The following is a 16,989-nucleotide window of genomic DNA, read 5'->3' on the forward strand; positions in this document are numbered from 1 at the left end:
ACCGGCGAACGCAGGCAGGCCGCGGGCGGCCCACCGTCGGGCCCGCCGCCGCGCCGTGGCGGCAGCGGTGGCTCCGACGGGCCGGGAAGGCGGCAGCCCGAGCAGCGGAAGAAGTTCCCCTGGCGGATCGTGCGCCGCACCCTCTATGTCTTGATCGCGTTGGCCATTCTGCTGCCCAGCGGCATCTTCCTGGCCGCGTACACCACGGTGTCGGTGCCGCAGCCGGGCGATCTGAAGACCAACCAGGTGGCGACCATCCTCGCCTCCGACGGCACCACCGTGCTCAGCAAAGTGGTTCCGCCGGAAGGCAACCGGACCGACGTCACCATCGACCAGATCCCGCCGCACGTGCGTAACGCGGTGATGGCCGCCGAGGACCGCGACTTCTACACCAACCCCGGCTTCTCTATCTCCGGCTTCGCGCGCGCGGCCAGGGACAACATCCTCGGCAAGGAGAGCGCGGGCGGCGGCTCGACGATCACCCAGCAGTACGTGAAGAACGCGCTGGTCGGTGACGAGCACTCGCTGACCCGCAAGATGCACGAGCTGGTCATCTCGGCCAAGATGGCGCGGCAGTGGAGCAAGGACGAGATCCTCGCCGCGTACCTGAACACCATCTATTTCGGTCGCGGCGCGTACGGCATCGACGCGGCGGCCAAGGCGTACTTCGGCAAGCCGGTGCAGGAGCTGACCGTCGCCGAGGGCGCGGTGCTCGCCGCCACCATCCAGCTGCCGTCCAGCCTGGACCCGGAGAAGAATCCCGAGGGCGCGAAGACCCGCTGGGGCTACGTGCTCGACGGCATGGTCTCCGGCGGCAACCTGAGCGCGGCCGAGCGCCAGGGCCTGCAATACCCGCAGGTCGTCCCCCTCGCCTCGACCAGAGACAAGGAACAGGACTCCGGCCCCGAGGGCTTGATCAAGACGCAGGTGCTCAAGGAACTCGGCGCCGCGGGCATCAGCGAGCAGCAGCTGAACACCGCCGGCCTGCAGATCACCACGACGATCGACCCGAAGGCCCAGCAGGCGGCGGTCGACGCGGCCACCTCGAAGATGCAGGGTGAGCCGGAGCAGTTGCGTACCGCCGTGGTGTCGATCGATCCGCGTAGCGGCGCCGTGCGCGCCTACTACGGCGGCAGCAACGGCCAGGGGTACGACTTCGCCAACGCGGGGCTGCAGACCGGTTCCTCGTTCAAGGTCATCGGCTTGGCGGCGAACCTGGAGCAGGGCGTCCCGCTGTCGCAGTTGTACGACAGCTCGCCGCTGACCGTCAACGGCATCAAGATCTCCAATGTCGAAGGCGAGCAGTGCGGCATGTGCACCATCGCCGAGGCGCTGAAGCGGTCATTGAACACCAGCTTCTACCGGATGCAGCTGGACATGCAGAACGGCCCACGCAAAATCGCCGAAATGGCCTATAAGTTGGGCATGCCGGACACCATTCCGGGAGTCGGTAAGACGCTCACCGAGTCGGACGGCTCCGGGCCCAACAATGGCATCGTGCTGGGCCAATACCAGGCACGGCCGCTCGACATGGCCTCCATGTACGCGACGCTGGCGGCCTCCGGCGTCTACCACGCGCCGCACTTCGTGTCGAAGGTCGTGACGGGCGACGGTCAAGTCCTGCTCGACCGCGGTGAGGTGGCCGGTGAGCAGCGCGTCTCCGCCGCTGTCGCGGACAACGTCACCGCCGCGATGAAGCCGATCGCCAGTTACTCCCGCAACCACGGGCTGGCCAACGGGCGGGAATCGGCCGCCAAGACGGGTACCGCGCAGTTGCTGGACACCGGCGAGAACAAAGACGCCTGGATGGTCGGCTACACCCCGTCGCTTTCCACCGCGGTGTGGGTCGGCAGCGTCGACAACTCGCCGCTGCGCAACTACAGCGGCGGCATGATCTACGGCTCGGGGCTGCCTTCCGACATCTGGAAGGCGACCATGGACGGGGCGCTCTCGGGCACTCGCAACGAGACTTTCCCGAAGCCCGCGCCCATCAAGGGCCAAGCCGGCGTCCCCGAATGGTCGGCGCCCTACACCGCGCCGTCCACCGTCGAATCTCCGCTCCTGCCGCCGGTGGTGGTCGCACCTACCCAAGTGGAGATTCTGCCCGGCATCACCATCCCGGTTCCCGGCGTACAACCCGCGCCGCAACAGCAGCGCCCGCAACAGCAGCGTGAATCGGACTCCGGACCGCTGCCCGGCCAACCGGTCGCACCGGCTGACGGTTCCGCACCAACGGCCACCGGCTCACCGAGACCGAGCAACAACGGTAATTCGAACAACAACGAGGGTACGAACGGAACCGCGCCGACACGGGGCAGGTAGTTCGCTGTCACGCAGGCCGGGGCCGAACCTGATCAGGTTCGGCCCCGGCCTGCGTCGTGCTTGGGCAAAGTTTCCAGACATCACCTGTCACTGGGCCGATCATTCCGGATAGTGAAGAGGATTTGTCACGTGCACCGCTTGCTCCGGTGTGCGCGGCAGGCAACGCGCGGGGGACCGAAGCCGACTCGATCCGGGCCACCGGCCACACTCCGGGTAGCCTCGGGTTCCGTGACCGATCAGCAGCTGGTGGAGCCACGGAGGGATGGGAGGGCACCGCTGTCGGACCAGATGGCGCCCGGTGGGGCGTACTACGCCGCCCCTGCTCCGCTCGCTTCTGATCTCCGATCGGCGGACGCGCGGGACCGGCCGAGTCGCAATGATTCGCTCGCCGCGCAGCTGTCCACGGTGATCGGCGGGCCGGTCGGTGATCACGCACTGATCGGGCGGGTGCGGTTCTGGACGCCCATGCGGGTGCTGATGGCGTTCACCGTGGTGTTCCTGGCGCTCGGCTGGTTCGGCAAGGCGGGTTGCATCCAGCAGACCACCGGCGCGGACGGTCCGACGCTCGACTGGAACAACGGCCGCCAGTACGTGGCGATGTGCTATTCGGACACCGTGCCGCTCTACGGAGCCGAGCGACTGAACGAAGGCGCTTTCCCGTACAAGAAGCAGTGGACCGAGCAGACTCCCGACGGTGGGCGGGAGACGCGGTACATGGAATATCCCGTGCTCTCGGGCCTCTATCAGTATTTCGCGATGCGGATCGCCAAGAGCTGGGACGCCGCGCCGCTGCCCGGCGCGTTGCAGGTGGTGATCTATTTCAACGTCGTCGCGTTCGGCCTCGCGATCGCCTGGCTGATCACTGTCTGGGCGTCGGCGTTGCTGTCCGGCCGCCGGATCTGGGACGCGGCGCTGATCGCCTGTTCGCCGTTGGTGATCGTGCACGCCTTTACCAATTTCGACGCGCTCGCGACGGCCTTCGCCGCGACCGGTCTGCTCGCGTGGGCCCGGCGCAGGCCCGTGCTGGCGGGAGTCCTGCTCGGCCTGGGCGGCGCGGCCAAACTGTATCCCCTGCTGCTGCTCGGGCCCATCCTCGTGCTGTGCCTGCGCACCGAGACGATGCAACGCACCCTGCGCACGCACCTCGGCCTGCGGATACGCGACATCGACGGCTGGCCGACCTTCCTGGCGTGGCTGCGGGAAACCCCCTATCGCATCCAGTTTCTCAGCGCCAGGCCGATCGGCGCCGCGTCTGTCACGATGTGCGCCGCGCTGGCCACCTGGCTGGCGGTGAACCTGCCGATCGCCGCGCTGTTCCCGAATGGCTGGCAGGAGTTCTTCCGGCTCAACACCACCCGGCACGCCGACCCGGACTCGATCTACAACGTGATCTCCTCGTTCACCGGTTGGCCCGGCTTCGACGGCGCGCTGACCTACGGCGAGCAGCCCGCGATCCTGAACGCCGTCTCCCTGCTGGCGTTCGTCGCCGCCTGCGCCGTGATCGCCTACATCGGCCTCACCGCGCCGCGACGGCCGCGGCTGGCGCAACTGTGCTTCCTGGTGGTCGCGGCGTTCCTGCTGACGAACAAGGTGTGGAGTCCCCAGTATTCGCTGTGGCTGGTGCCGCTGGCCGTCCTGGCGCTGCCGCACCGGCGCATCCTGCTGACGTGGATGACCATCGACGCGCTGGTCTGGGTACCACGGATGTTCTACTACCTCGGCTTGGACCGCAAAGGCCTGCCCGAACAGTGGTTCACCGGCACGGTCGCACTGCGCGACTTGGCGGTGCTCGGCCTGTGCGCGCTGATCGTGCGCCAGATCTACCGCCCGGAGGAGGACCTGGTGCGTCGCGACTTCGTGGACGACCCGGTGGGCGGCGTCGTCGACCGCGCGCCGGATCCGCTGCTGCCCTGGCTGCCGGGGCCGTTGCGGCCGCGGGCGGCGGTCGCCCAAAGCTGAGCGGGCGCCTTCAGGCGTTCACATCGTGCGCAGGAAGCGCGCCTGCCGTTCCGGCTCCTGCGGCAACAGGTCCAGATCGAGTTGCCACGCGCTGCCGGTCCACGGATCGAACAGCGGCGTGCCGCCGATGGTCGGCAGGTGGCGGCACGACTGCGACAGCATCGCCACGGTGGTGTCGGCCGAATCGGACTCGTTCGCGCCGACGATCACGATGGACAGCCCGATCAGCTCACCGCGCGTGATCAACGCGCCGATGCGCTGGGCGTCCGAGCTCTGGTAGCCGTGCGGGAAGTCCGCGGCCAACAGCACCCGATGTTCGGCGGGCGGCGTGAAAGCGCCGCTGGTATAAGCCAATTCGGCCAGTTCGGCCGCGTCCACCAGCGCTTGCAGCCGCGCCGAGATGTCGGCGTGATCGGTGATCGGCGGACCGTTCAGCACCGGAGCGAGCAGGCCGGTGAAGCCGCCGAACGCGTCGGTCAGATCGATGATGTCGACCAGCGTCCGCCGCTGCGGCGCCGTGGCGAGCAGTCGCGCCAGCAGTGCGCCCACCACGGGCGCGACCGCACGCGTCGACTCGGTATCGATCCACAGCGGCCGGTTCAGCGGCACCGGAACGCAGTACGGAATGCGCAGCGGCCCACGGTCGAGCGCGTACAACTCACCGAGCCGGATGCCGTCGCTCGGCGCGGGCTTGTCCCAAGCGGGCGAATCCCAGGACGCCAGGGCGGGCGGCAGCACCCGGTCGGCCTCGGCGAGTTCGCCCATCAGCTGTTCGGCATCGCGCTGGTGGTTGCGCTCCGCGGTGGCGACGAGTTCGTCGTGCCGTTGCTGCGCGGCGGTGCGCGCCTGTTCGGCCGCCGGAGTGTTCCTGGTAGCCGGATCGGAGACGGCGAGCGACAGTTCGTGATCCAACCGCTTCGCCGCGTACTCCCGCGCCGAGACCAGCGCGGCGGACGACCGCGCCGCGTCTTCGAACACCATCCACAGCCGTTCCAGGCCGTGACCGACTTCCAGCGGCGCACCGGCGGCCGCGATCTGCGCGTCACCCGACAGTGGACCGGCCATGGTGTGCGTGCCGGGCCCGTCGGCCTGCTCCTCAGCCGCACCGTCGACCTCGACGCCGTGCGCGGTGAGCAGCACGGCGAGCCCGCCCGCGTAACCCTGGCCCACCGCCCGCAGCTTCCAGGCCGGACCGCGCCGGTACACCTCCAGGCAGATCAGCGCGGTCTCGCCGGACGACGGGGAGATCGCGAATTCGGCTGTCACGCTGTCGTTCTCGGACAAGGTGGCGGTGACCGACCCGAGTCCGCCCGCTCGCGCTGGTGCGGCCGGGTCGGCGCTGACCACCAGCAGCACGGCCTTCGCGTCCGCGCGCACCTCGGCGAGCGTGATGGTGACTCCGTCGGCCGCCAAGGCGACCCCCGCCGTGGCGGGCTGATTGTAGAAGACGAAATCGTCGCTGGAGAACACCTTCAGGTTCTCGGCGACCACCAGCGCGGAGACATCGAGGGCAGCCTCGGCTTTCGCACTGAAACGAACGACCTCACCGGTCAATGGGATGTTCTGACCGGCCCGCAGTTGAATCACCGTATCCGCCCCGCTGTCCGCCGCCGGTCAACCGTTGACGAGGAACCGGCCGAGCTGCGGCACCGCCTCACCCGGATGCTTGGCCTGGAAGCCCTCACCGAGCGCCTGCAGTTTCCAGTCGCTGCCGACCCGGTACAGCTTGGACATGGCCATCGCGGTGAACGGCATGCCGCCCGCGAGCGTGTATCTGGCCAGCTCGCCGTTGTTCGTCCCGTCGACCAAGCGGCAGAACGCGTTCTGCACCTGCTCGAAGGTGTGGCCCTTGTAGGAGGTGACGATGAACAGCAACGTCGTGACGTGCGCGGGGACGCGGGTCAGGTCGACCAGGATCACCTCGTCGTCGCCTTCGCCCTCGCCGGTGAGGTTGTCGCCCTGGTGGCGGATCGAACCGTCCTTGGAGGTCAGCTGGCCGTAGTAGGCCACGTCCACCGGGTTCATGTCGGCGAACATGATGACCGACGCGTCCAGGTCGATGTCGACTGTGCGGTTGCCGAACATGCCGCGGCTGCGCACCGGATCCCAGCCGAGACCCATCTTCACGAAGGTCAGCGCGGCGCCTTCCTTGCGCAACGTCACCCGCTGGCCCTTGACCAGGCTGACGGGGCGGTCCTTGCTCAGGCTGACCTCGGCGGGCTGCTGCGGCTGCGGCGGCTGGCCGGGCGGCGGATAACCGGCCCCGGGGGCGGGCGGCGGCGGGTAACCCGGGCCGGGGGGTGGATAACCGGGGCCGCCCTGCGGCGGCTGACCGGGCGGCGGGTAGCCGGGGCCGGGCGGCGGATAACCGCCGGTCGGCGCGTACTGCGGCGCCTGCTGCTGGGTCGGGTAGGCCGGGGTGGTCGGCGGCGGGTAGTTCGGCGGCTGCTGAACCGGCTGCTGCTGCGGAGGCGGCGGCGGGGCCTGCGGAGCCTGCGCGGGCTGGGCGGGAGCGTCGTCGACCTTCACACCGTGATCGGTGACCAGCGCGGCGAAACCACCCGCGTAGCCCTGCCCGACCGCACGCACCTTCCACGCGCCCTGGCGTCGGTACAGCTCGAGCGCGATCACGATCGACTCGGTGTTCAGCCCCTCGATCCGGTACTCGTACAACTGATTACCGGCCGCGTCCGACACGATCGCGGTCGGCGCGGGGAACCTGCCGAAATTGCTGTTCGCGTCATCGAGGGTGATCACGGCGCGGATCTGATCGATGTCGGCGGGCACCGCGTTCAGCGACACCGCCAGCGACGCGGGCTGACCCGCCGGCGCGGGCTGCAGATTGACACCCGGGCCGCTGGGCTGGTTGAAGAAGACGAAATCGGCATCGGAACGGACCTTGCCCCGCTCGGTGACCAGTAGTGCCGACAGATCCGCCGGCGCCGTGAGCTGGACGGAGATCAGCACGTCGTTGGTGGCCAGCGGACCGTTCTGGCCCTTGGCGAGAGTTGCGGACAAGTTCGACCCTTCGCTTGTCGGTGCGTTCGCCTGACACTCTACGAGAAACGCGCTGCGGGCCGCTGGAATCGAAGGGCCGCGCTGCCCCGACGCCCGCGCGAGCATCGGTTAGGGTGACGGCACGCAGATGGAATACGGCGGTCACACCGTGTTCCCGATCGAGACAGCAGGCAGACATTCCATGGCGCAACTGTTCGAGCAATCGAAGAAGGTGATCGAGGCCCATCTGGCCGGCACCAGCCTCCGCGCGATCTCCGGTTCGATGATCGCCTACGAGGGGAACGTGCAGTTCAAGGCGGCCGGCTTCGGCGGGGGCGACGGCGTGCTCGCCGGGCTGAAGCGCCGGGCCACCGGCGAGAAGCTTTCGCTGATGGAGTGCGCCGGTCACGGAAGGGTGTTCTTCGCGGTCAACGGCCAGCACGTCACCGTCGTGAACCTGAACAACGAGACGTTGCAGGTGGAATCGCAACAATTGCTCGCGTTCGCCGGAAACCTGCGCACCGACGTGCGATTCGCCGGGTTGCGCGGTGCGTCCACCGGGCAGGGCCTGTTCACCACGACCGTCTCCGGCCAAGGCCAGGTCGCGCTGCTCTCGGCGGGTGGTCCGCTCATCCACCTGGAGGTCTCGCCGCAGTACCCGTTGGTCGTGGACCCGGACGCGTTCGTCGCCGCGCGCGGAAACCTCAACCAGTCCTTCGTCACCGACGTGTCCTGGCGCAGTTTCGTCGGCCAGGACGCGGGCGAGGCGTTCTCGCTGCGCTGGGACGGCCACGGCGTGGTGTCGATCCAACCGGCGGAACGGTAGAGGCGGATGTTCGAGAAGGTCAACGGCAAAGTCGTCAAGGTCGACGTCGGGATGGCGGGCGGTGTGGTCGCACGCAGCGGCGCGATGCTGTTCTATACCGGCAACGTCGCTTTCGCCCCCCATCAGATTCCGGGAGCGCAAGGGATGGGCGGCATGGGCGGGCTGATGGGTCTGGCCGGCCGCGCGATGGCGGGCGAGCACGAGCGCACCATGCTCGCGCAGGGCAACGGCGAGGTCCATTACGGATTCGCCGGTCTCGAGGTGCACGTGGTGCACATGCAGCCGGGCGCGACGCTGCGCGTCGAGGCTTCGCGACTGCTCGCCAACACCGCCGGGCTGCAGAGTTCGGTGGTCTCCGTGATGAGTTCGGGCGGTGGAGGCGGTGGCGGCCTGATGGGCGCGCTGCGCGGCGCCGCGTCGGGCGCGCTGACCGGGCAGGGCATGTTCACCACCCAGTTGTCCGGGCAAGGCTCGGCGGTGCTGCTCGCGCACGGCGGATTCCTGGAACTGCAAGTGGGCGGCCCGAATCCGGTCGTGGTCGATCCGCAAGCCTTCGTCGCCGCGTACGGCAACGTGCAGACCGAACTCAAGGCGGCGCTGAGCTGGCGCGACGCCGTCGGACGCGGTTCCGGCGAGGCGATGCAGCTGCACTGCGCCGGGCAGGGCGTCGTCTATGTGCAGGCCTCCGAAGAGAAGTTGTGAGCATGTCCCAGATCCTCGGCCCCATGAATCTCGGTGAGAGCGACAACATCCCGGGAAACAGCTACGCCTACTGCATCGACCTGAACAAGCCGTGGTTCATGCGCAAGGGCGCGATGATCGCCTACTACGGCGACATCCGGTTCCAGGCGCTCACGCACGGGTTGCAGGGCGGGCTGCTGCACATGGTGTCGCAGCAGTTCTCGGCGCCGCTGTTCACCGGCGACTACGTCGTCGCGGAGGGGCACGGCAAGCTGATCATCGGCGACCGCGGTTACGACATCAATTCCTACGATCTCGAGGACAACGGCAACCTGACCATCCGAGCGGCGAACCTGCTCGCCTTCGAACCGGGCCTTTCGCTCAACCAGTCCATCGTGCCCGGATTCCTCACGTTGATCGGCACCGGCAAGTTCCTCGCCTCCTCCAACGGGCCGGTGATGTTCGCCGAGCCACCGCTGCGCGTCGACCCGGAATCCCTGGTCGGGTGGGCCGATTGCCCCTCCCCCAGCCACCACTACGACGAGGGGTGGATCTCGAACTTCCTGGCCGCCGGTGCGGCGCGCTTCGGCGTGAACTCGGGTGAGGAGCGCCAGTTCGAGTTCACCGGCGCGGGAACCGTGCTGATCCAGTCCAGCGAGAAGGTGCTCAGCGACTCCGTGCTGGTGCGCACCATCGAGGGCCAGATCCAGAGCGGGATCACCGTCGGCGGCCTGCAACGATTGCAGGGAATCATCGCGCAGCAGTTGGCGGGACATCAGCAGTACTGAGTTCGCATACGGACAGCGAAGGATTCGCGACGGGACGGTGAACTCGTCTCGACGTTCCCCGGCAACGGTGGCGGTCGGCGGAAAATCGAGGGATGGCTGACTTGGCGCTCTCGCCGCAGCGTCGCACGGCGCTGACGAACCTGGTGCGAGACGAATCCTCTTTCGCGACAGAGTATCCGCGAGTAGCCGACTACTGGTCCACCGCGGGCCGGTTGCCCGGCACCGGTGACGACATCGCCGACGCCACGTTCGACCTACACCTACTGCACTACATGACCGGCGGCGCGAGCGCGAACCCGTACTGGGACATCGTCGCCACCGCGGTGTCGCCCGGCCCGGCGGAACGGGCGAACCGCGCCGAGGTGAACGGGGGAAATCCCAAAGGCAGTGCGCGACTGGCCTACGCGCAGATCGTGTTGCAAGCCGCGTACGCCTACGCGATTCCCTCCCCCGCGACGCTGCGCTGGGTCGGCGACGTCGCCCAGGGCAGGCCGATTTTCGAGGTCGGAGCCGGACGCGGTTACTGGGCACATCAGCTCACGCGGATCGGCGTGCCGACCAGCGCTTTCGACTCGCATCCGCCCGACCGTGCCACGAACTCGGCGTTCCCGGGCGCGGCGGGCCAGACCGCGACCTGGCATCCCACCGCGACGCCGCCGTCCACGCCGGCGGATCTGGTCGCCGCGCACGCCGACCACGCGCTGTTCCTCTGCTGGCCGCCCGGCTGGGAGAACCCGATGGCCTCCACCACTCTCGCCGCCTACCAGGAGGCGGGCGGGTCGTCGCTGATCTACATCGGCGAAGCCCGGGGAGGGCGCACGGCCGACAGCGCGTTCTTCGACCTGCTCGAGCAGGAATGGACCCTGCTCGACCAGGACCCGGGCTACGTCTCCTGGTGGAATCTCGGTGACCGCGCGCAGTGCTGGCAGCGACGGTGAGTGGATCAGCTCGCCCGCTGGAATTCCCACGGGTCGTGCGCGCTGATCAGGGTGACCTCGTGGCCGTGATCGCGGTGTAGTTCGCGCAGGCGCGCCTGGGTGCCCAGCCGCAGGTCGTGATGGACTTCGGAACCGGTCTGCACGACGTCGAGCACCGGGTGCGGCTGCGGGGCGGCGTCGAGTTCGCGATGGTAGTAGTAGGCGTCGCCGCAGTGCAGCAGCCAGCTGTCGCCGTCTCGAACGGCGACCCCTGTGTGGCCTGCAGTGTGCCCGCCCAGCGGGATCAACTGGAAGTCGTCGGGCAGGTCCTTTGGTTGGATCGCGTTGAAACCGAACCATTTCCCGGTCGCCTCCGACGGGTAGGCCACCCAGTTCGGATCGTGTGCCCAGTGCGCGGGACGATAGCGGAAGCTCGGCGCTTCGGCATGCGCCGCCGCCAGTTCGGCGCCGAGCACGTGGACTCGCGCGTGCGGGAAGTCGGGCAGTCCGCCGCAGTGGTCCACGTCGAGGTGGGTGAGGATGATGTGCCGGACGTCGGCTGGGTCGTAGCCGAGCCGCTCGATCTGCCGGATCGCGGTCTCGTCTTCGGAGAGGACGGGCTGGGCCATCGCCACCCATTCCGCCCCGAGCGTGCCCGCCGGGTCGCGCACATCGTCCAGCCCGATGCCCGTGTCGATCAGGACCAGGCCCTCGGAGGCCGTCTCGACCAGCAGGCAATGGTTCACGGCATGAGCGGGCGCGGGCCCGTCGTAGGTGGCTTCGATCTGCCGAACCGATCCGCAATTGAGGTGATGAATTGTCATGCGAGCTAGTCTGTGACTTGAAGCGCGGTTCAAGTCAAGGAGACGAGATGACCGACGTCCTGCTCGATATCGCCGAGGTCGGCGCGCAAACCGGCCTCGCCCCCTCCGCCCTGCGCTTCTACGAGAAGCGCGGTCTCATCGCCGCGACCGGCCGCAACGGCCTGCGCCGCACCTACCACCCCGACATCCTGAACCGCCTCGCCCTCATCTCCTGCGCCCGAGGCGCCGGTTTCACCCTCGCCGAAATCGCCCGCTTCCTACGCGCCTCCCCCTCCGACGCCGAACTCCGCGCCCGCATGGCCGAAAAAGCCGGCCGACTCGACGAGGACATCACCCGCCTCATCCGCATGCGCGACAGCCTCCGCCACGCCGCCACCTGCACCCACGACCCCCTGGTCGAATGCCCGGACTTCAAATCCACCTTCGACCCCACCACCGACGTGGTGTGAGTGCACGAGCCCGTCCGACCGAGAGGAGTCGGATGATCGAGGCTGAACTCAAGGCTCGGGTCCGGGACGTCGAGTCCGTGCGGTGCGCGCTCTCCGCGCGGAGTGCAGGGCAGCGTTCCACGTATCAGGACACTTACTACGACCTGCCGGACGGGAGATTGTCGTGGGAGGACCGTGAGCTGCGTTTGCGGACCATCACCTCGGACAACGGGCGGCGGTCCCTGCTCACTTACAAGGAACCCGCGGTCGACACGGCGAGTGGATCGAAGCCGGAATACGAAACCGAGGTGGCCGACCCTTCGGTAATCGACTCCGTGCTACGCGGTCTCGGCCTGAAAGACCTGGTCTGCTTCGAAAAGCACTGCATCGACTATCGATTCGCATCCGGAGGACGCCAGCTGCTGGCCACGCTGGTGACGGTTCCCGAACTGGACGGCACGTTCATCGAGCTGGAGACCATCGTGCCCGAATCGGAGCTGGCGGAAGCGCTGGAGGTCGTTCGGACCACGCTCCGACAGCTCGGCATCGCGGACGGCGATCTCACCACCGAGCAGTACACGGATGCCGTGCTCGCTACGCGGAAGGCGTCGGGGCTGCCTTGATGAACCAGTTGATGATTTCCTCGCCCGCGAGGATGCCGGTGGCTCTGGTGACGGTGAGGTTGGGGTGGGTCCAGTTGAGTTGTTCGAGTTCGCCGTGGCGGGGGCGGATGGCGGAGTCGGCCGCGCGCAGCATTTCGGCGTCGAGGGCGCCGTCGCCCGCCGCGAGGGTGCGGGCGTCGTCGGCGAGTTCACCGCTTTCCCAGAGACGCTTGCGCACCTCGTCCACCGCGCGGCTCTTGCAGACGGCCTGCGGCATAGTGTAGATCTTGCGGCCCTGCTGGGACGCGGACCAGCCGCGTGGACGGCACCAGTCGTCCCACTCCGCCAAGAACCCCTCGGGAACCTCCTTGGGCTTCACCACCAGGTAGCAGAACAGATGATCGGCCACGCGGAACTTGGTGACCCAGGAGTCATCGATGCGGGTGTGCAGTTCCTTGCTCACCTCGGAAAGGGTGGCGCCCCCCGCGCGAACCTGGGCGTCGATGCCGATGCGCCAGCTGAGGTCGGGCACGCCGTCGACCAGGATGTTCCCGCCGTTGCTCGTGATCGCGTAGCGCCACGGCGCTCCGGGCAGGCGGATGCGGTCGAACTGTTTGATGGTGCGGGTGGTGGTGGGAACGACGGCGGCGGGTTCGGTCAGGGTCTGCATCCGCAGCGCCGCGGTGGTGGTCATGAACGACAGCGGCGCCCCTTCCAGATGCTCCACACAGACCGTCGGCACGTCGGCGGTGGTGCTGAAGGCGTTACGCGAGTAGATCATCGTCCGGTCCAGGTCGGTCGCGATCAGCGCACGTCTTCGATGCGCTTTCGGGGATAGGTTCACTGCTGCACGTCCTTGATCAGTCCCATGCACGAATATGCCAGGTCGGCGACGACTTCGACCGGCACGCCCCTGGCCGCGGCGAGCATCCTGATGTGCGCGTGCTCCGGCGCGTCCGCCTCGCGCACCAGCACCCGCCACGGAACCCGCCGCAGCAGCACCCGGGTGGTCTCACCGACCCCTGGCTTGACGAAGTTCACGCTGGTGATCCCGTATCGCTCCCGCACTTGCTCCACCGACGTCCAGCCGGTCCAGGTGGGCGTCCGGTCGCTCGCGCGGATCGCGGCCACCTCGGCGGGCACCAGGTCCCGGACCGCGTCGAAGGCGCCGCTCACGGTGTCGAGCAGACGCCCGGACACGTCGTCATCGGCCAGTTCGCGGTAGAACTTCGCGCCGTGGAACTCGCCGGGCCCGATCAGGGTGTCGTTCAGGACCGTGCGCGAAACCAAGCCGGACACCGTCGAATTCAGGCAGGCCGACGCGATCAGGAAGTCGTCGCGAGTGCCGTAGGTGCGCACGCAATGCCCTGGATCGGCCAGCACCGCCAAGCCGTCGTCGAACCGCGGGCCGCCCGCGGCGTGATAGGCGTCCAGCGCTTCGGTCAGCTCACGGGTGATCGCACCTTTGCCGGTCCATCCGTCGACGAACACGACCGAGGACGGATCGTGATGCTCGGCCAGATAGTCCAGCGCCACCGCGTCGATGCCGCGACCTCGCACGATCGACACCGCGTAGTGCGGCACCTCCAGGCTCGGACGCCGCGCCCGCAGCCAGCGGCGCATCAGAATGCCGACCGGCGTGCCCGCACGGGCCAGCGACACCAGGACGACGTCCTCGCCGCGTTCGGCGACCACCAGCTCCGACACGGTCGCCACGGCCAGCGCGAGCCGTTCGGCGCTGGCCGCGAGCACCTCGTCGAACAGCGCCCGGTAGGACGCGTCGGGCTGATACTCGATCGGCAGCGACTCCGCGTAGTGCGCCTTCCCGGCCTGGATCCGCCGTTCCCGCTCGACGATGTCGGCTTCCAGGTCGACGTCCGACAGATCCTTCAGCAGCCAGGAGACCTCCTCGGCCGCGTAGGAGCCGAACCGCGGCCCGTGCAGGGGAGCCGGTAGCGCGCCCACCTCGGTACTCGTCATACCCGGCTCCCGTCCGACTCCGTGCGTTCGGCGTGCAGCCGCCGCGGGTCCGCCTCCGGCAGCACCGCCAGCAGGACGTCGGCCCCGGAAGCGGTCAGCACGTCGATCAACCCGTGCTCAGCCGTCAGCTCCGCGGTGTCGGCGGGGGAGTCGACCACGACGACGAGCACGGGGTCGGCGGCCGGGCCGTCGCCCTCGGCGCCGCTGTCGACGCCGTCGTCCGAGATCGCGACGGCATCGCCGTGCGGCGAACCGGCGAGCAGCGCGCCAAGCCCCGCGAGGTCGGCCTCGAACAGGTCGAGCGAGGTCGCGGGCCACTGCGCGTTGTACAGATAGCGCGGCGCGGCATCGCCCGGTTCGGGCGCGACGAACCGGAACCCCCGCCGCAACGGATACCCCGGCTCGTCCAGCACGTACGCGGGCGACCGCGTGGTGGTCTGGAACCGCGTGGGCGTCCCCGACTCGGCGAGCAGCGCCGCCAGCCGCAGGGGCAGGTACATCAGCTCCTCGTGCCCGAGCACGATGACGGCCCGGCCGGGGAAGTCGGCGTCGAGCCGAGCGGTCAGCGCACGTCCCGCGTCCACCAGCGCGGCCTCGAACGCGCCGGTGTCGGAGGCGAGGATGCCGTGTCTGCCACCCTCCGGCACAGCGTTCGGCCACGGGAGTTCGATGCGCCCGAACGAACCGGTGTGCCCGGCGGTCGGGTTCAGCCGGGGTTCGGGAAGCGCGCCGACCGCGTCCACCAGCCCGTCGGGCAGTGACGCGCGGCCGGTGGCGAGGCACACGGTGTCGATGCGCGCCCCGAGTTCGGCTGCCACCGCGTCGAATTCGGCCCGCTGGGCCTCGGTGCGCAGATCCACCAGCGACGCGAGCACATAGTGCGTGCGGGGCGCGAAGGCATGCAGTGCCCGCACCGCGTCGATCGCGGTGTCACCGGTGGAGATCTCGTCGTCCACCAGCACCAGCGGCAGATCGTTGACGAAGATGCCGGCCGGCGACGGTTGCAACAGGTGGGAAGTGGCGTGCGAGTGCCCCTCCTCGAACCCGGCGAGCGTCGTCGCGTGCGGCACCGCGCGCCGGGTCGAATGCAGATAGCAGCTCGCGCCGATGCGCGCTGCCACGCAATGGCCGAGACCCGTTGCGGTCTCCGCGAATCCGAGCACGACGGCTGGGCGCTCACCGAGCACCGCGCGAACCAGATCGCCCAGGTGATCGCCCGCGCCGAGCACCACCCGAGGATCGGTCGGCAGGTGCTTGCCCAGCACGGTGGAGACCAGCAGGTGCGCCCTGCGCCGATTGTTGTGGCGCACTCCCGGCTGCACCAAGGCCGTGATCGGCAGCCGCGCGGTGCGCAGCCGGTCCGGTGCGCCACTGGTGTCGTGATGTAGTTCGATGCCGAGAACTTTTGTCGCCCAAGGTGTTCGGTTGTCGAATTCGGTAGCGGCCCGGCTCATACGGTGACCAACGCCGTCAGCAGATCCACGAACGACACTCCCTTGTTCGCCACGCCGAACACCCGCGCGCGCAACAGTGTCTGCCGCGCCCAACTGCGATGCGGCCGCATCTCGTTCATCTTGTTCCGGTAGCCGGAGGCCGCCACGCCGCCGACGTCGTCGCGCAGGATGTCCAGCGCGTCCGAGTACTCCTCGTGCGTCACCACCGACAGCGCGTGCACGGCCGCCACGTGCGACGGATGGATCACCGTCTTGCCCTGGATGCCGTTGGCCCGGTCCAGCGTGATCTCCCGCAGCAAACCGTCCAGATCCCGGCTGACCAGGTACTGCCGGCACGGCACCGCGTCGGATTCCTCGAACGGCGCGGTCCGCAGCAGCGGACGGAACATCCGTTCGTGATCGGCGAAGTACTCCCACACCGGCCCCGTGATGACGAAACCGGTTCCGTCCGCGCGTCCCAGATAGTTCACGATGTCGGCGATGACGTCGGCGACCACGCGCACGTCGTAGATGGTCAGGTCGCGGTCGCGGCGGATGCCGAAGGTCGAGCACATGTCGGTCGCGCCGACCCGCACCGCCAGCACCCGGTCCCGGTGCGCCGCCAGCAGCGCCGCGATCTGGGTGAGCTCGTAATCGCGGGTCTCCCGGTGCACCAGCCCCGCCGACTCCAGCACCGGCATCCCGTACAGCGGCCGGTCCAGCCGCTGGGCCGCCGCGTTCAGCGCGTTCAGGTACTTCGGCCCGGTGACGCTGTCGAACTTCGGGAACACGAACCCGGTCAGCACCTTGGCTCCGGGTCCGAGTTGCTCGACGAGCTCGGTGATCGTGTCCGCGTCGCGCACCCGCACGAACAGCAGCGGGTTGGCGTCGTGGCTGCTCGCGAGCAGATCCAGCGCGGCGACGGTCTGTCGCTTGGCGTACTCCACTTCGTGATCGGCGACCGCGTCCTCGAGGTCGATCACCATCGAACACACGCCGTGCGCGGCGCGCCTTCCGATCGTCTCCGCGAGATCGGGCCTGGTCGCGGGCGCGTACAGCGTCGCGCCCAGCCCGATGGCGAGCAGCTCGCGGTCGGTGTCGTCGTCGCCGAACGCCTCGGGCTGCCGGTGGAAAAGACGCCGAGCCTCGGGTCCGTGCAACTGCCGGAAGTGGCGCAGCGGCATTCGCTTCCGCAGGGATACCTCCTGCTGGACGGCGATGCCTGCGGTCAT

Annotated in this window: 15 protein-coding genes; 8 read left to right on the top strand and 7 right to left on the bottom strand. The window is 68.7% G+C overall.

The window, feature by feature from the left end:
* Positions 1 to 2,322 (top strand): transglycosylase domain-containing protein (locus NB3_RS25395; protein ID WP_244892073.1); only part of this gene is annotated, 2,322 nt, incomplete at its 5' end.
* Positions 2,323 to 2,610: 288 nt separating this feature from the next.
* Entirely contained in the window at positions 2,611 to 4,281 is a 1,671-nt protein-coding gene (locus NB3_RS25400) for a glycosyltransferase family 87 protein (RefSeq protein ID WP_084823663.1), read from the top strand.
* Between the two features lie 18 nt (positions 4,282 to 4,299).
* On the opposite strand, the gene NB3_RS25405 is transcribed toward NB3_RS25400, so the two are convergent.
* Positions 4,300 to 5,868 carry a TerD family protein gene (locus NB3_RS25405; protein ID WP_067808402.1) on the bottom strand — a complete coding sequence of 523 codons (1,569 nt, stop codon included), beginning with the start codon at positions 5,866 to 5,868 and terminating at the stop codon, positions 4,300 to 4,302.
* A 27-nt stretch (positions 5,869 to 5,895) separates the two neighbouring features.
* Entirely contained in the window at positions 5,896 to 7,299 is a 1,404-nt protein-coding gene (locus NB3_RS25410) for a TerD family protein (protein ID WP_067808404.1), read from the bottom strand.
* A 181-nt stretch (positions 7,300 to 7,480) separates the two neighbouring features.
* Here NB3_RS25410 and NB3_RS25415 point away from each other — a divergent pair, with 181 nt between their 5' ends.
* The 4 genes from NB3_RS25415 (at position 7,481) to NB3_RS25430 (ending at position 10,511) form a co-directional block, all read left to right on the top strand.
* Positions 7,481 to 8,104: an AIM24 family protein gene (locus NB3_RS25415; RefSeq protein WP_067808574.1), complete on the top strand. Its 624-nt coding sequence runs from the start codon at positions 7,481 to 7,483 to the stop codon at positions 8,102 to 8,104.
* A 6-nt stretch (positions 8,105 to 8,110) separates the two neighbouring features.
* A complete protein-coding gene (locus tag NB3_RS25420) occupies positions 8,111 to 8,806 on the top strand; it encodes an AIM24 family protein (protein ID WP_067808406.1) in 696 nt (231 codons plus the stop codon).
* 2 nt (positions 8,807 to 8,808) lie between these two features.
* Positions 8,809 to 9,573 carry an AIM24 family protein gene (locus NB3_RS25425; protein WP_067808408.1) on the top strand — a complete coding sequence of 255 codons (765 nt, stop codon included), beginning with the start codon at positions 8,809 to 8,811 and terminating at the stop codon, positions 9,571 to 9,573.
* A 92-nt stretch (positions 9,574 to 9,665) separates the two neighbouring features.
* Positions 9,666 to 10,511: a hypothetical protein gene (locus tag NB3_RS25430; RefSeq protein ID WP_067808410.1), complete on the top strand. Its 846-nt coding sequence runs from the start codon at positions 9,666 to 9,668 to the stop codon at positions 10,509 to 10,511.
* Positions 10,512 to 10,516: 5 nt separating this feature from the next.
* Here NB3_RS25430 and NB3_RS25435 read toward each other — a convergent pair whose 3' ends face one another.
* Positions 10,517 to 11,314, bottom strand: a complete 798-nt coding sequence (locus tag NB3_RS25435; protein WP_067808412.1) for an MBL fold metallo-hydrolase — start codon at positions 11,312 to 11,314, stop codon at positions 10,517 to 10,519.
* Positions 11,315 to 11,361: 47 nt separating this feature from the next.
* On the opposite strand from NB3_RS25435, the gene NB3_RS25440 reads away from it, so the two are divergent.
* The gene (locus NB3_RS25440; protein WP_067808414.1) at positions 11,362 to 11,763 is read left to right on the top strand and encodes a MerR family transcriptional regulator; all 402 of its coding nucleotides are present in this window, start codon (positions 11,362 to 11,364) and stop codon (positions 11,761 to 11,763) included.
* A 32-nt stretch (positions 11,764 to 11,795) separates the two neighbouring features.
* Positions 11,796 to 12,365: a class IV adenylate cyclase gene (locus NB3_RS25445; RefSeq protein ID WP_067808416.1), complete on the top strand. Its 570-nt coding sequence runs from the start codon at positions 11,796 to 11,798 to the stop codon at positions 12,363 to 12,365.
* Here the strand turns inward: NB3_RS25445 and NB3_RS25450 are convergent.
* From NB3_RS25450 to NB3_RS25465, 4 genes are read right to left on the bottom strand one after another with little or no spacing between them, the layout of a single operon-like run.
* Positions 12,337 to 13,125 carry an HAD family hydrolase gene (locus NB3_RS25450; RefSeq protein ID WP_067808418.1) on the bottom strand — a complete coding sequence of 263 codons (789 nt, stop codon included), beginning with the start codon at positions 13,123 to 13,125 and terminating at the stop codon, positions 12,337 to 12,339. The genes NB3_RS25445 and NB3_RS25450 overlap by 29 nt on opposite strands.
* 59 nt (positions 13,126 to 13,184) lie before the next feature.
* Positions 13,185 to 14,324: a cysteine protease StiP family protein gene (locus NB3_RS25455; protein ID WP_067808420.1), complete on the bottom strand. Its 1,140-nt coding sequence runs from the start codon at positions 14,322 to 14,324 to the stop codon at positions 13,185 to 13,187.
* The gene (locus tag NB3_RS25460; protein WP_067808423.1) at positions 14,321 to 15,778 is read right to left on the bottom strand and encodes a phosphoribosyltransferase domain-containing protein; all 1,458 of its coding nucleotides are present in this window, start codon (positions 15,776 to 15,778) and stop codon (positions 14,321 to 14,323) included. The genes NB3_RS25455 and NB3_RS25460 overlap by 4 nt, the downstream gene beginning before the upstream one ends.
* Positions 15,775 to 16,989 carry an HpcH/HpaI aldolase/citrate lyase family protein gene (locus NB3_RS25465; protein WP_084823664.1) on the bottom strand — a complete coding sequence of 405 codons (1,215 nt, stop codon included), beginning with the start codon at positions 16,987 to 16,989 and terminating at the stop codon, positions 15,775 to 15,777. Before NB3_RS25465 ends, NB3_RS25460 begins: the two co-directional genes overlap by 4 nt.

This window comes from Nocardia beijingensis NBRC 16342 (assembly GCF_001612785.1).
In the GTDB taxonomy this organism is placed as follows: domain Bacteria; phylum Actinomycetota; class Actinomycetes; order Mycobacteriales; family Mycobacteriaceae; genus Nocardia; species Nocardia beijingensis.

Bases quoted from the DNA above. Each gene is read 5' to 3' on its own strand.
- NB3_RS25400 (WP_084823663.1), top strand. From the start codon at position 2,611: ATGGCGCCCGGTGGGGCGTACTACGCCGCCCCTGCTCCGCTCGCTTCT.
- NB3_RS25415 (WP_067808574.1), top strand. From the start codon at position 7,481: ATGGCGCAACTGTTCGAGCAATCGAAGAAGGTGATCGAGGCCCATCTG.
- NB3_RS25420 (WP_067808406.1), top strand. From the start codon at position 8,111: ATGTTCGAGAAGGTCAACGGCAAAGTCGTCAAGGTCGACGTCGGGATG.
- NB3_RS25425 (WP_067808408.1), top strand. From the start codon at position 8,809: ATGTCCCAGATCCTCGGCCCCATGAATCTCGGTGAGAGCGACAACATC.
- NB3_RS25430 (WP_067808410.1), top strand. From the start codon at position 9,666: ATGGCTGACTTGGCGCTCTCGCCGCAGCGTCGCACGGCGCTGACGAAC.
- NB3_RS25435 (WP_067808412.1), bottom strand. From the start codon at position 11,314: ATGACAATTCATCACCTCAATTGCGGATCGGTTCGGCAGATCGAAGCC.
- NB3_RS25440 (WP_067808414.1), top strand. From the start codon at position 11,362: ATGACCGACGTCCTGCTCGATATCGCCGAGGTCGGCGCGCAAACCGGC.
- NB3_RS25445 (WP_067808416.1), top strand. From the start codon at position 11,796: ATGATCGAGGCTGAACTCAAGGCTCGGGTCCGGGACGTCGAGTCCGTG.
- NB3_RS25450 (WP_067808418.1), bottom strand. From the start codon at position 13,125: ATGATCTACTCGCGTAACGCCTTCAGCACCACCGCCGACGTGCCGACG.
- NB3_RS25455 (WP_067808420.1), bottom strand. From the start codon at position 14,324: ATGACGAGTACCGAGGTGGGCGCGCTACCGGCTCCCCTGCACGGGCCG.
- NB3_RS25460 (WP_067808423.1), bottom strand. From the start codon at position 15,778: ATGAGCCGGGCCGCTACCGAATTCGACAACCGAACACCTTGGGCGACA.
- NB3_RS25465 (WP_084823664.1), bottom strand. From the start codon at position 16,989: ATGACCGCAGGCATCGCCGTCCAGCAGGAGGTATCCCTGCGGAAGCGA.